The following is a 14,541-nucleotide window of genomic DNA, read 5'->3' on the forward strand; positions in this document are numbered from 1 at the left end:
AATGGATGACGCGCCCAGGCGGGCAGCTGGCAGGCGTCCGAAACCGATTTCGCTCTTGTGACTTGTTGCAGCAATCAGCCCCAACATTTCGAGAGACACTCTAGCGAGTATAGTGAACCACATCTCGGGCCCGACCGGGTGGCTGGCTTCGTTTAGGGTGGTTCAGTTCTACGATTTGCCTATACTGCGGCAGCGTCGTAGTCGCCGGATTGTCGAGGTAACATGGAGCAGCACTCTTGGGATCTCAGCACGGTCCAGCGACGGCTTGCCATTGCAACGGAAGCGGCTCGCATAGGGCTGTGGGACTGGAATCTGGTCACCGGCGAAATGGTCTATTCGCGCCGCGCCAAACTCATCTGCGGGTTTGACCCGGACGGTGATGTTACCTTGGACATGGCGCGCGGCGTGACGCATCCTGATGACCTCCCTCGCACCTGGTCAATGTCACAGCGCGCAATGGATCCGGCCATCCGCGCTTCAGAACCCTACCGGTATCGCCTGGTGCGTGCCGACGCTGCAGAGGTCCGATGGGTTCTGGCTTACGGGCAGGCGACCTTTGATGGCTCCAGTTCTGATGCTCGATGCGTCGCCTATACGGGCACTATCCAGGATGTCACCGAACAGAAGCTAGGCGAGGACCAGGTAGCGGAAAGCGAAGCGCGTCTCAGACTGGCCCTCGACGCTGGAGACATGGCTGTGTGGGAAGTGGATGTCGTCGCCGGAACCGTCACGCATTCCCCAAAACTCAACATGCTGTGCGGCTTTCCGCCCGACGCGAGACCCAGTGTGGCGGAGTTTAAGGCGCATTTCGCGCCAGGCGAACTTGAGCGCATTCACACCCTTGCCGCTGAAATCTCGGCGCGCGGTGAAAAACGTATGGAAGCAGATTTGCGACTGATCTGGCCAGACGGCACTCCCAAGTGGGTTCGCCTGCGCGCTCAGGAAGTACCGCAGAGTGATGGTAAGCGGGTTATCGGCGTCCTCTATGATATTACGGAGCGCAAGTATGCGGAGGAGCGCTCCGAACTGATCGCCCGTGAACTTCGGCATCGCATCAAGAACTCCCTGGCCGTGCTGCAAAGCATCGCTTCGCAGTCGATCCGGGGGCACGCTCACCCGGAGGATGGTTTGGCCGCGCTGAGTGGCAGACTTGTTGCGCTGGCCGCGGCCGCCGGCTCTGTAAGCGAGGAGGATTGGGACAACCCGTCAATCGTGGGTCTCGTAGATCGGGTGCTGGCCCCCCATCACGACGGGGATAGTTCAGCCCGCTTTGATCTGGCCGGCCCGGATATGCCCCTACCCGCAGGATTTGCGAGCACCCTTGCCCTTGCATTGCACGAGCTTGCGACCAATGCCGTTAAGTATGGTGCCCTATCAATTCCAGGCGGTAGAGTGTCGCTGATGTGGACGGTGGACGGCGAACGCCGCCTTGTGCTGACCTGGACGGAGACGGGCGGACCGCCAGTATCACCGCCAGATCACGCGGGCTTTGGCACGCGCATGATTGAACGGGCGCTGTTCACTCCATACAATGGACATGCGTCCTTGAGCTACACGTCCGCCGGCGTTCACTGCCGTATCGTCGCTTCGATACCCGCCTGAGCTCGAATGCGCGGCCAACCGAAAGGGAGGCGGCTGCGCCGGGTCATAGGCAATTGCTCACGCGTGGAGTGGATCACTACAGAATGTGGAACCGGGTCGCGTCCGCATCATCGGGTCGCCCACCGGACTTGTCGGTGAAAAGGTAGCACGCGATCCAGACCGGTCGGGACTGTTCCAGCAACTCTTGCAGTGCCCTTAGGGACCGCCAACTAACGAATAGTCAATTACCTAGCTGGTCTCGCCAGCGCGCTGCGTGCCCAGCCATTCTGCTCTCCGAGATCAGGTGTCCGAGAAGCAGGGACCTCACCCTCTCGTCAGCGTCTCCTCCAGCCAGAGGTGCGACCAAAACTCGACCGCCCACCCGGGCATGAATCACGTCGCCTTCCACAAAGTAGGCCGCCTTATGGGTTTGGCCTCCGTGCCGAACCTCAGCCTCCAGGACGATCGACTGCTGTTGCATCATCTCTGTCCTCAACCTTTCGATAGAGCCTGACCATGGTGGTGGGCTGATCGCCCTTCTTGAAATACACTCTGACACGCAGGTCCCCAGGACGTCCGCTCCGTACAAGCGCCTCCCCGGTAGCCTGCAGCGCTGCATCCTCTGGGGAAAGGGCCTCCTCCACCAGGATCTCTGAGCGGGACTGTCCTGCCCTCAAGTCGACAATGCGAAAATTCGTAGCCATTGCCGACGTCTATCATACCCCGTGAGGGCCGAAATTAACCTGGATTAAGTCTAGCTGCGGAGCAACCAAAGCAACGGTCAGGAGGTTCGATGTTGGAAAGGTGAGCCCGCATGAGCAAGGACACTGTCAGACAGTTGCTGGAGCCCTTTTTCGGGCGGGTCTTGCAACGTGACACACTCGGCGCGGCAGAGCGGGCGGCCATTGCCGCCGCAGCAGATGCGGTGATTGACTTTTCGCCCGGTGAGGATTTGGTCCTGGAGGGGCAGCGTCCTTCACGCAGCATGCTGGTGGCCAGTGGCTTTACCTGCCGGTACCGGGTGCTGGCAGACGGGAACCGCCAGCTCACCGCTATCCACATAGCGGGCGACTTCGTTGATCTGCATAGTTTCCTTCTCAAGGAAATGGATCATTCTGTAGGCGCCCTGACCACCGGTGCGGTGATCACGTTCCCTCATGAAAGACTGGTTGAACTCACCGAACGCTATCCCCACCTGACGCGTCTGCTCTGGTTGCTGACCCTGCTTGATGGCGCCATCCACCGAGAGTGGCTGGTGGGTATGGGGCGACTGTCCGCAGCACAGCGCACATCGCACCTCATCTGCGAGGTCTATGCGAGGCTCAAGGTTGTGGGGATGGTTGATGGCAATCGTTTCGCCTTCCCCATAACGCAGGCGTCAATGGCTGACGCCGTGGGCATTTCATCAGTGCACATCAACCGGGTCCTGCAGGAGTTACGCCAGCGCCACTTGATCTCCTGGGATCGCGGTATCTTGGAAATCGTCGACTGGGCAGCGCTTTCAACGCTTGCCGGATTCGATGATCGCTATCTCCACCTCGTGAGGGAGCCGCGCTGAAAGATGCCGCGCTATTACTTTGACGTCCGCGACGAGGATGGAGCCTTCATCGACGAAGTGGGGATAGAGTTGCCCGACATGGCGGCAGCCATTCAGGAGGCCCGGCGCGCGTTGGCGGATATGGTGCGGGATGCGTTGCGAGAATCCAACATAGGGGACGTCGCGATAGCCATTCGAGATGGTGCTGATGGCCCGGTAGTCCTCTCGGTGACTCTCAGCACAGTGACGCCTTCTGGTGACGTGGTGGGCGAGGACCAAACTGGCCGTCCGGATGATTGAATAATTGTCGCGCTGCCTGACGGGAGGGTGGGCTCCGCTTTGCTGTGGTTCGGGGAAAAGATCGCGGAAATTCGCGCGCCTCTGGACACAGGGACCTGACGGATCGTCCTGGCGAATGCTGCTTGCGTGATTGCCGTGGGTTGGCAGCGCACAAGGAAGACGCAAGATTTGGCGGGTAATCATCGCCCTGGTTCAGATCCGCTTAGGGACTTGTTAACCATACCGGGGCTTGCTGGCCTCCGGGATAGTCGTGACTTTTGGAGAACCGGGATGAAGCAGAACGGGGCGCATATCATTGCAGTGGGCAACGAGAAGGGCGGCTCAGGCAAGTCGACCACGGCACTGCACCTGGCCGTTTACCTGCTGCATCAGGGCTATCGCGTTGCCACGGTCGATGTGGACAGTCGTCAACAGACCCTCACCCGCTATGTCCGCAATCGCCGCGCCACCATGGCCGGCGCCGACCGTAGGGTCCCGATGCCCAAGCATGTCCATCTCTCCACTGCCTGGGGTGACTCGGTCAGCGAGAACGAGCGCGCGGAACGCGACATCTTCTCCAGATGCATGGCCGGGCTGCGGGACGAGGTCGACTACGTGGTCATCGACACGCCCGGCTTTGACGGCAATCTGGCACGCCTGGCTCACGGCATTGCGGACACGTTGGTCACGCCTGTCAATGACAGCATGATTGACCTGGACGTCCTCGTCCGTGTGGACCCGGTAAGCGGCGAACCAATCGAGACCAGCCCGTACGCACGCAATGTGCAGCGCGCCCGCGCCGAACGCCGCGCGACTGGCGCGCCCGGAATTGACTGGGTTCTTGTCCGCAATCGCATATCAAATCTGGGCTCGCGCAATGCCAGCCAGGTGCAAGGCACGATGGATCGTGTGGCGGCACGCCTCGGTTGCCGAGTCGCCAATGGGATTGCTGAGCGCGTGATCTTCCGATCGCTTTTTTCGATAGGAATGACCGTGTTCGATCCACTCGAAGCCCATCTGCTGGGCGCTGCGCCGTCGATGTCCCATGTCAATGCCCGCCAGGAGTATCGCGACCTTGTCGCCGCACTCGGCCTGCCGATGGTCGCGCCGGACAGTGCGGCTGCACGAGCCATGCAACGCACCGCCCGGAGCAACGATGGTTCTATTGTCATTGCGTCCTAGTGCCAGACGCCGGATCGGGCGCGGATGCCGCTCCAGGCACCACTTACGCTTTCGCGGGCATGGATGTGGACGGACGACGACGGGCGCCATGGTGCGCCCGGGGCGGAGCAATCTCGCCGGATCGGCGCTTTGCCTCGAGCAGGCGGTGCGAAATGGGGTTGGCTGGACAAATTTGACTGCCGAAACGGCATCCGCATGGCGGTCTTACTGCACTCGCCCAGCATGGGGGAGGCTGCCATCTTCTGACGACAGCCCGTTCCAGGCCTTCCTGCGCATCACCGTGCCGCTGATCATGCCGGGCATTATTGCCGGCGGCCCGAGTTTCGTGACAGCGATAAACAAGCTGTCTTCCTCCCGGAGTTCTATGTTGGCAGCACGATGACCATGCCGGCGCGCTGGGCAATCCACGATTCCATTGCCACCCGTGGGGAACGGCCCGGGTTGGGCAACCGAAGCTGCCAGCGCGGTTCTTCGTCCAGGCCGATGGCAGGATTGGTTTGACAGACGCCGCGCCCCTTCGCCGGATTTCCGCAGGGAGGGGTCAACGATCCCACGGCAGCAACCATGGTAGCGGGAAGATGTACGGTGTCAGTCGGCCTCAGAGGCGACAGCCGCAGCGACAAACGGCATCCCGAAATCGGGCAGTGTGATCTGGTCAACCTTGGGCGTGAGTACAATAGCGGCGAAGACCAAAAGGACCACCGACCTCAGCATCGACCTGCGTCTGCGCTTTTCGCTGATCGTTCGCATGGCTCTTCCTCCTACGAGGTTCAAACGTCAGTACAGACCTATGGTTCGAAAATAAACGCGAGATGTCTTCGATGGTTAGCAGCGGCCCGACCGTTTGCTCGACACATGAGGGGCCGACATGGCCAGCTATCCGACCTCCGCCAGCGCTGCGATAGGCGAGCTGGGCCCCGCTTCATCGAACACGCTCTGGGCCGCCCTGCTGATGGGCTTGAGGGCTCCGGTCGGCCGGCATCGATCGACCATGGCCCGCTTGCAGGTGACAAGGGCGGGCGGCCGCAGGATCGTGGTATGGGGCGGGCAGGGCTGGTGAGGCCAGGCTGTCCGCCGGGCAGGTCGGCTACGCTGTTGCGCGCAATTTTCCGGCCGAGAGCCCTGGCTTTGCGGCAAATGTTCGATAATGGCGGCGGGCGGATCACCCGGCATCGAGGCAGTAGCCTGCGCTTCGCCGCCGCCAGGTCCTGCACAGGGTCAGCTATCCTGCTAATGGTGGAGAAAGGGACACGCGGTACGGCGCGATCGCGTTTGGATTTTGAAGGCCCTGTCTACCGCACTTTGTCAATTTGCGTGCGGCCGCCTTCCCATTGTCCGGGCCGCTTGCAAGCCCATTCCGTCCTCCGCGCCCCACCTCATCATCTTCGGGCGCCGCAAAATCAGGCTGGCGCCGGATGGATGGTGCGGACGCTGGAGCGCTGCAGGTTCTTCGGGCCGCTATCGCCCTTGATGGCTAATGAGGCTCAGATGAGAGAGCTGACAGGCTGTTCACAGCTGCAATCAGGTCCTGCTCGCTGAAAGGTTTGGGCAGATAGATGTCAATCTGGCCGCGAACCTCGGCGGTGATGTCCTCTTCGGGGACCGCTGTGGTGAGAACGACGGGCACCTTGATACCACGGTACAGCAGTTCCTTCAGCATGGCAGGGCCGTCCATTCGGGGCATCATGAAATCGGTGACGATGACCTGGGGTAAGAAGCTCAGCGCGCGCGCAACGCCCTCCTCACCATCATGAGCCAGCGCTACGATGTAGCCTGACTCCACCAATATGCTTTCCATGGATATCGCCAGCAAAGCCTCGTCTTCGACATACAGAACTTTGGTCATTCGTCGTCCACATGATCGTGCAGCGGTCTGGAGAACGCGACGTGAGCCAAACAAGATCCAACCTATTGTAGCACGCGGCCGTGCAAACCTGTATCTCAACGCGAGCTCAACCCGAGTTTGCGGAGTATCTTCCTTGGCGCATCGGCGAAAAACGCAGCTCAACCTTCGCCGCCGCTTGCTGATTTTGGCTGTCCTGGGCCTGCTGCCGGCCTTCGCGATCATAGTGATCGATCAGTTCAACACCCGCTCGCAGAGCATAGCGGACGCTGAGGCAAATTCCCTGCGCATGACCGAAATAGTGCTGGGTGAAGTGATCCGCGGAATGACCGGCGCAGCAACGCTGATGATCGGAATGCGCCACTCCAGCGAACTACAGGAGCGCGATGGCTGCGAGCAGTATCTGGCCGGCATTCGACAGGACGTTCCTTCTTTGGTGGATCTGGCGATCGCCAATACGGAGGGCGCGATCTTTTGCCATTCAGGCTCCTCTGCACTGCCCGATGTGGCGACCGGGGTCGGCAAGTTGATGGGCGCTGCAGCAACGGGTGGACTGCAGGTCGGCACCTACACGGCCACTCCTGAGGGCGCGGCTCTGCCCATGGCAATGGCGATCCCGAACCTGTCCGGGGAGGGCACCAGCTACATCTATCTCAACGTCATATTGACCGAGCTGGAACGTCTGGTGGGCGCAGCCATGACAGGAACGCCTGGAGCGGCAATCGTGGCGGACCTCAACGGCACCGTGCTCATGCGATTTCCCGCAGGGGATCTAAAGCCGGGAGACAGCCTCCCCGCTGCCCTCGCAGCGCTGGCTCAGGGCAGCGAGCCCGCCACTGCTCGGGCGCCGGGACCGGACAACGCTATGCTGATCGTGGGCTATCGACCTGTGACCGGTGCTCCCCCGATCGCGGTGTTCTTCGGGATGGAAGAGAGCCAGGTCCTGGCCCCGCTCGATCGCACGGCGCTGGTGAATACGCTGGTGGCGTGTCTGGGCGCGACCCTTGCGGTCCTGCTTGCCTGGCTCGTTGGCAGATGGTGGGTGGAGCAACCCGTGGACGGCCTGAGTAGAGCCGTGTCGGCAAGACGCTCCGGCGACAAGAGCGCCCGGACTGGCTATGCGGACGACGGCACCGAGTTCGGGCGCATCGGCAGCTCCATCGATCTATTGTTTGACGAACTTGACGATCGAGAAAGAGGTCAGGCGCTGGCAGAAGAGCAGCGCGACCTCAATGCGAGAGAGGTCCAGCACCGGGTCAAGAACCTTCTGGCTGTCATTCAGGTCATTGCCAAGCAGACCTTCATCGGCACCGATCTCCCCGAGATCAGGTCTTTCGAGGGTCGCATCGGCGCTATCGTGCGAGCCAATACCGCCTTGTTGGCGCGCGAGGGTGAAGCGGGCGAGATTGCCGATATCGCCGCCACATCACTCAAGCCGTTCGTTGGCGAGAATGTGGAACGCATTGTGTTGGCAGGACCGACCATGAGGGTTTCTCCGAAAGTCGGTCTGGCTCTGGCAATGGCGCTTTATGAGCTGGCCACTAACGCGGTCAAGTACGGCGCCCTGAGCGTCGCCGAGGGCACAGTCCATGTTTCCTGGTCAATCGAGGTGGATCGGTTCAGGTTGATCTGGAGCGAACGTAACGGCCCGCGCGTGCAGGATCCAGATCGCGCCGGGTTCGGAACAATTATGGTCAAGCGGGTGCTCGCGGCGGAAACCTCTGGCACGGTGGAACTGAATTTCCATAAAGGAGGGCTGGAATACACCCTCAACTGCCCGTTAGACCGCGTGCTAAGCTCGGAGACACCAGTCTAGGTGTGAACCTTCGATTCCGTCAGGCGTTGAACGGTCCTTACGATCTTATGGAGGACATCATGCCGAATACGAAACAGGATCGGGCGAAAGTCGCGGGTGGTCAGGATCACGAAATCAGATACGAGGCCGGCAAGACGGGAAAATCGAAGGCCGCTGTCAAGGATGCCATAAAGTCGGAGGGCAACAGCCGTAGGGCGGTCGAGCAAAACTCCAACCGTAGGATGCGCCTTCACGCTTAGCTTGGGGACTTTGGCGGCGGATTCGCCTGGTGAATGAACATTTGTCGGTGGGCCGGAGCGCCAGGAGGCGGACCGCGTTGCAGGATTGCAATCGCAGCCCCATGGTCCTTTACCGTGGTGGGATTGTTCGCGCCTGACTACCGCGCAGCAAGCAACGCTCGGGCAGCACCTGTCAGCTCATCCGGTTCCGCTGGCTTGCTGATCCAGAGACCCTGCGCGAAGGGCGTGCCCGCGTGCTGATCGGGGTGGTCGCCAGAGTGGACGATGAAGGGAACGTCGTCGTGCACCAAGCGCTCAACGAAATGGTCCGGACGACCGTCACGCAGCTCGATATCGACTATGACGATATCGGGTCGATGGATTTCGAGCCACGCGCTCGCATCCGCGCAGGTCATAACGATGCTCACGTCGAAGCCTGCTTCTTCGAGCATCTGCTCCAGGTCCAGAGCGATGAGGGGCTCGTCCTCGAGCAATAGGGCGACCGAAGTCTTTGTGAGCATTCCATATCTTGGCACGGCGCTGCGCGATAGGCCAGTACGCGCATAGCCTGGGGTGTCGTATGCGGGCTCGTCACGCGCGAGGCGGAACGCGCCCTTTATAGCCTGCGCGACGAGCTGTTTACGCCAGGGCAGCCGTCCCAATGCCGCACGATATAGCGCCCGTTGTCTGGTCGCCACCGATACACCTGCACTAGCGATGGAGACGGTCCTGGCCATATCGCACCGATACAATTGCATGGGTTCAGTTAAGTGGCCGCAAGGACAAAAGGCACATGACCGCCCGAACGATGGGCGCCGCAACATTTGATTAACTCGTGAAAGGCACCCTCTCTCCCAACAAAAAGGGGGGCGGGTGCATCCGTCGATTGCGATGAATATCCTTCAACACTTCTCCTTCATCGCTGCGGCAGGCCTCAGCCTGGCTACCGCGCAGCCGACCCTGGCCGACGACTGGGTCGCCGAAAGGCTGCGTGGGTCGGTACTTGCACTTGAGGACGGCCAGTGGGTGCCGCTTCAGCGTGGCGACGTCGTCTCGGATGATCGATACATCAAGACGCTGGGCAATGGACGGGTCCAGTTCACGAGGGGCGCCGAAACGATCGACCTGGCCGGGCACACCATGATTCAGATTCTCGACAGGGACGGCCAGCAGTTCACGAATGTCCACCAGCACTACGGCCAGGTCGCCGTAGAGGCGGAGAGGCGAGACGTGAACCATTTCGCAGTCGTGACACCCCATATGGCTTCTATCGTGAAGGGGACCCAGTTCGTCGTTCGCAGCGGGAGTACCGGGGGAAGTGTCTCCGTCGATAGGGGGCAGGTGAACGTCGCGGACCCAAAGTCTGGGACCAGCGTGGACATCACACCCGGTCAGAGCGCCAGTGTCGATCCCACCGGTAGCTTTACCGTCTCCGCCACGGGTGATGCAGAGCTTCCGCTCATCCGCAACTCTGCCGGCCAAGTGATCGAAGCTCAGGGCGGTGGATCCCAGGGCATGAGCACGTCCAGCGATGGCGAAGCCAACCGCGGTAACGGCAGCGGGGGCAGTTCCAGCAACGCCAGCGCGAATGCCGATGGCAATGGCGACAGCGGAAGCGGCAAAGGCAACAGCGCAAACGCGGGGAACGGGAACGCTGGCGGCAACAATGGTAATAGCAGCGGCAACCACGGTCATGGTAGTGCCGGAGGCAACAGCAACAATGGTCACAGCGGGGAGAATGGCAACGCCGGCGGCCACGGGAATGGTGGCGGCAAGAAGAGGGACTAAAGCCTCCGGCCCCGCTCGATCCGCCCATGAATTTGGCGGGCCGATGAAATGCTCCCCTCGCCGCTCCGCCCGTCTTGCGACTTCCAGTGCCGGGCGGCTCTCCGCGTTCAGTTCATCCTTGGTCATTATGCCCCGGCGTTTGCGCTCGCCCTCGCGTGGATGCTGCCGTGGGCATCCTCGATGGACAGGCCCGGTCCGTGGTCATAACCGCGGCCCCCGCCCATGCCTGTTGTATCCTCGGGCGGCTGCAAGATGATGTGGCGCCCCGCCCGTCACAGTTTTCGCACAACAGCCGGCCGAACTCGGATCGATCATCGGTGAAGTCAGCGTCGGGTACGAAATACTGGATCAGTTGATCCCAGGCCAGCTGTGCACGTCGGCGCGGTAGTAGAAGATGATCTGATCACTCCTGTCCTTGAGCCCCCCACCGTCGCCATCGATTGCGCGGATGCCGATACCACCGGTTGGTGGAGCGATCTGTCGAAAGCGCGTGTGGTGCCCGTTCGTGAGAAATGCGCGGATCGATTGTCCGCAGGCAAATGCCTTGGGTCGGCTCTGCCTGGGTAACCTTGGCAGGCGAACCTCCCATTGGGCCGCGGCTTGCTGTTGGGAGGTGAACGAAAGTGCGATGCATTCGTTAGCTGCACGTAACGAAGGTGACTGCGAAATGACGGTTGAAAAGACTGCTGGTGCGCAACTGCATTTCCTCGAAAGCGACGCAGGAGTGGCGTCCGTTATGCGTGGCAACGACTGGTCCGCGTCACCGTTAGGCAACCCGGAAATATGGCCCCAATCGCTTCGCGCCGTCGTGGGCCTGATGCTGGGCTCTAAATTTCCGATGTTTGCTGCCTGGGGCGACGGGCTTGGTTTGATCTACAACGACGCCTATGCCCAGATCTTAGGTGCCAAGCATCCCAAAGCCATGGGCCGCAGGTTCATCGAAGTGTGGCCAGAAATTTGGTCCGATATTTCCCCTTCGATCGAGGCGGCGCTCGATGGAAGGGCAAGTTATTTCGAGAACCTGCCACTTGTCGTAAGTCGCAATGGGATCGCTGAGAATACATGGTTCACCTTCTCCTATTCCCCCCTTCGAGACGATGATGGTCATATAGGAGGCATGTTCTGTGTCTGCACGGAAACGACGGCCCAAGTCCTCAGCGAGTTTCGAATGCAGGCGCAGAAAGAACGCCAGCAGCGCCTCTTTGAAAAGGCCCCAGGTTTCATCGCCATCCTGACGGGCCCGGACCTGGTGTTCGAGTTCGTCAATGAAGCCTATGCTGAACTCTTCAGTCGGCGCGACTATGTGGGTCGTCCGGTGCGCGACGTTTTCCATGATTTGGAGGGGCAAGGCATCTTCGAATTGCTGGAAGCGGTCTATACGTCGGGCGAGCGTTTTCTGGCAGACGCGATACCGGTAAGGCTGCAGCCTCTGCCCGGTGAAGCGGTCCGCGATTTCCGCCTAGATTTTATCTACGAGCCCATTCGAGACGATCATGGTCAAGTTACGGGCATCTTTGTACAGGGCAACGATGTAACCCAGCGTACGCTTGCTGAGGAAGCTCTGCGAGCGTCTTTGACGGAGCGGGAGGCCGCCCACGCGGCCCTGGCGGTCAGCGAAGCCAGGCTGAGGTTCTTGCATCGGCTGGCAGAAGAAACGGCGCCGCTGGCAAACGCCGATGATGTTATGGAGGTGACAACTCGGTTGCTGGGCCAGCACCTAGACCTTGCCAACTGTGCCTACGCCGATATGGACGAGGATGAGGACGGCTTCACCATTCGTGGTGACTGGGCCGCGCCCGGATCGAGCAGCATCGTGGGCCACTACAGCTTGGCCGATTTCGGCACGCTCGCAGTAACCCGGCTTGGCGCGGGAAAGCCGCTCATCATCAACGACAACCAGCAGGAACTGGCGCCTCACGAGGCGGCGGCATTTCAGAATATTGGCATTGCGGCTACCATCTGCATGCCCTTGGTCAAGGACGGCAGGCTGACAGCCCTCATGGCAATCCACGATCGGCAACCCCGCCTCTGGACCCCGGAAGAGTTGAACCTTCTCGGTGAAGTAACCTCACGCTCCTGGGCGCATATCGAGCGGGTTGGCGCAATTGCCGAGTTGCGCGAGAGTGAAGCACGGCTGCGCGCCCTCAATGTGGAGCTCGAGCGACGGGTTGTAGAGCGAACGCAGGCCCGCGGCCTGACTTGGCAGGTCAGTCCGGATTTGATGGGAGCGCTGACTTCCGACGGCTATTTCAAGACCTCCAATCCGGCCTGGCAGACCGTACTTGGATGGTCGGAAGATGAGGTTAGTCGTACCCCGATATGGGAATTCCTGCACCCCGACGACCTCGAAGCCTCACGGAAGGGCTTCGCGCTGACGCAGGTCGGTCAGCCAGCCATCAAGTTTCCCAATCGCTACCGTTGCAAGAATGGCAGCTACCGCTGGATCTCTTGGGTGGGGGTGCCCGAAGGCGGGCTCGTCTACTGCACGGGTCGCGATATAACGGACGAAGTTGAGAGAGAGGCCGAACTTGCTGCGCGAACTGCAGAGCGCGATCGGTTATGGATGCTGTCACAAGACATGTTTGCCCGCGCTAACTTGCAGGGCATGATGTCGGCGGTGAGCCCCAGCTGGACCAAAGTGCTGGGTTGGTCAGAAGACGAATTGCTCAGTCGACCCTATGCCACATTCATGCATGATGAGGACATGGGGCCAACCTTGGCGGCGTTGGCGGGCATGGGTGAGACTGGCGCGCCCACGCGATTTGAGAACCGCATCGCGACCAAGGCCGGCGGTTGGAAGCCCATCGAATGGACCGTGGCTCCAGAACCTGACGGCCGGAATTTCATAGCTGTCGGGCGCGATCTCAGCGGGATGAAAGCCAGAGAAGCAGAACTGAGTGCAGCGCAAGACGCCTTGCGGCAGTCGCAGAAGATGGAGGCAGTTGGTCAGCTTACTGGCGGTTTGGCGCACGACTTCAACAACATCATCGCCGGCATCAGCGGCAGTCTGCAAATGATGTCCATTCGGTTGGCCCAAGGACGAGTTTCCGATCTTGATCGCTACATAACCGGAGCTGCAGGAGCCGCCAAGCGAGCCGCTGGCCTGACCCAGCGGTTGCTGGCGTTTTCCCGCAGACAGACGCTCGACCCCAAACCCACTGACGTAAATGCACTAATCAAGGACATGCTGGACTTGGTGCACCGGAGCATGGGCCCCGAAATTCATGTCGAAACCTCGAGTGCCGTAGACTTGTGGACCACACTAGTCGATGGAGGACAGCTCGAGAACGCGCTGCTCAACCTCTGCATCAATGCCCGTGACGCCATGCCTGATGGTGGCACCCTGACTATCGAGACATCGAACCGATGGATGGACGAGCACGCAGCCCGCTTACAAGCGCTTGCACCTGGACAATACGTATCGCTCTGCGTGAGCGATACCGGAACCGGCATGGCCCCAGAGGTGATTGAGCGCGCCTTCGATCCATTCTTCACCACCAAACCAATTGGTCAAGGGACGGGACTTGGTCTCTCCATGGTTTACGGTTTTGCCGGCCAGTCCGGGGGGGCGGTCCGAATATATTCTGAGCTGGGCAAGGGGACATCGGTATGCATCTATCTGCCACGACACGCAGGTGATGCCAGTATACCCTTGTTGGAGCAGGCAGCCGAAGCGCCACAATCAACCGGTCGAGAGACGATACTGCTCGTAGACGACGAGCCCTTGGTTCGCATGATTGCCGCAGAGGCCCTTACGGACCTCGGCTACACGGTCATCGAGGCTGCAGAGGGCGCGACGGCCCTCAAGGTGCTTGCGTCGCAACGGGCGATTGACTTGCTGGTCACCGATGTTGGCCTCCCAGGGGGCACCAATGGGCGCCAGGTGGCAGATGCGGCCCGGGTTACACGGCCGGATCTGAAGGTGTTGTTCATCACAGGCTATGCAGAAAATGCGGTGCTCAACCACGGCCATCTCGAGCGCGGTATGCACCTCCTCACCAAGCCGTTCGCGATGGATGCCTTCGCCCGAAAAGTGCGAGATCTGATCGCTGAGGGATAGGCGATGCACGCCCGGGCTTGGGCTTGGTGCATTCGACAGATGCAGGGCTGTCGAACACTAACCCGTCATTTTCGTGAACAACTCTGCGGGGTCTTGGGGCGCGCACTTGGCGAAGCGCCCTTCGCCGGTGGGCGCCATAGGGCATGCCGCTGCGCGGCACGCCTATACAGGAGGCAACGTGGCAGACTCCAGTGTCAGGTTCAATGACGGCGCCAGTTACGACATTATGATGGGGGC

General features: G+C 60.7%; 10 protein-coding genes. 8 read left to right on the forward strand and 2 right to left on the reverse strand.

Annotated elements, in window-relative coordinates; genetic code table 11:
- The first annotated feature begins 222 nt into the window (after positions 1–222).
- The 4 genes from ACLI1C_RS02825 (at position 223) to ACLI1C_RS02840 (ending at position 4,579) form a co-directional block, all read left to right on the forward strand.
- Positions 223–1,602, forward strand: a complete 1,380-nt coding sequence (locus ACLI1C_RS02825; protein WP_411395338.1) for a sensor histidine kinase — start codon at positions 223–225, stop codon at positions 1,600–1,602.
- A gap of 793 nt (positions 1,603–2,395) precedes the next feature.
- Complete coding sequence (locus ACLI1C_RS02830; RefSeq protein WP_411395339.1) at positions 2,396–3,139, forward strand: Crp/Fnr family transcriptional regulator; 744 nt, start codon at positions 2,396–2,398, stop codon at positions 3,137–3,139.
- 3 nt (positions 3,140–3,142) lie between these two features.
- Positions 3,143–3,418, forward strand: a complete 276-nt coding sequence (locus ACLI1C_RS02835) for a DUF6894 family protein (protein ID WP_411395340.1) — start codon at positions 3,143–3,145, stop codon at positions 3,416–3,418.
- Between the two features lie 270 nt (positions 3,419–3,688).
- Positions 3,689–4,579: a division plane positioning ATPase MipZ gene (locus ACLI1C_RS02840; RefSeq protein ID WP_411395341.1), complete on the forward strand. Its 891-nt coding sequence runs from the start codon at positions 3,689–3,691 to the stop codon at positions 4,577–4,579.
- A gap of 1,474 nt (positions 4,580–6,053) precedes the next feature.
- On the opposite strand, the gene ACLI1C_RS02845 is transcribed toward ACLI1C_RS02840, so the two are convergent.
- Entirely contained in the window at positions 6,054–6,425 is a 372-nt protein-coding gene (locus ACLI1C_RS02845) for a response regulator transcription factor (protein WP_411395342.1), read from the reverse strand.
- 133 nt (positions 6,426–6,558) lie between these two features.
- On the opposite strand from ACLI1C_RS02845, the gene ACLI1C_RS02850 reads away from it, so the two are divergent.
- Positions 6,559–8,238 (forward strand): sensor histidine kinase, encoded by a 1,680-nt coding sequence (locus ACLI1C_RS02850; RefSeq protein WP_411395343.1) that lies wholly within the window; start codon positions 6,559–6,561, stop codon positions 8,236–8,238.
- A 59-nt stretch (positions 8,239–8,297) separates the two neighbouring features.
- Entirely contained in the window at positions 8,298–8,477 is a 180-nt protein-coding gene (locus tag ACLI1C_RS02855) for a DUF3606 domain-containing protein (protein WP_411395344.1), read from the forward strand.
- A gap of 137 nt (positions 8,478–8,614) precedes the next feature.
- Here the strand turns inward: ACLI1C_RS02855 and ACLI1C_RS02860 are convergent, their stop codons facing one another.
- Complete coding sequence (locus ACLI1C_RS02860) at positions 8,615–8,977, reverse strand: response regulator (protein ID WP_411395345.1); 363 nt, start codon at positions 8,975–8,977, stop codon at positions 8,615–8,617.
- Between the two features lie 352 nt (positions 8,978–9,329).
- Here ACLI1C_RS02860 and ACLI1C_RS02865 point away from each other — a divergent pair, with 352 nt between their 5' ends.
- Positions 9,330–10,244, forward strand: coding sequence for a FecR domain-containing protein (locus ACLI1C_RS02865; RefSeq protein WP_411395346.1), 915 nt, complete (start codon positions 9,330–9,332; stop codon positions 10,242–10,244).
- A gap of 667 nt (positions 10,245–10,911) precedes the next feature.
- Positions 10,912–14,304: a PAS domain S-box protein gene (locus ACLI1C_RS02870; RefSeq protein WP_411395347.1), complete on the forward strand. Its 3,393-nt coding sequence runs from the start codon at positions 10,912–10,914 to the stop codon at positions 14,302–14,304.
- Positions 14,305–14,541 lie beyond the last annotated feature (237 nt).

Source organism: Devosia sp. XGJD_8 (assembly GCF_046614475.1).
Lineage (GTDB): Bacteria > Pseudomonadota > Alphaproteobacteria > Rhizobiales > Devosiaceae > Devosia.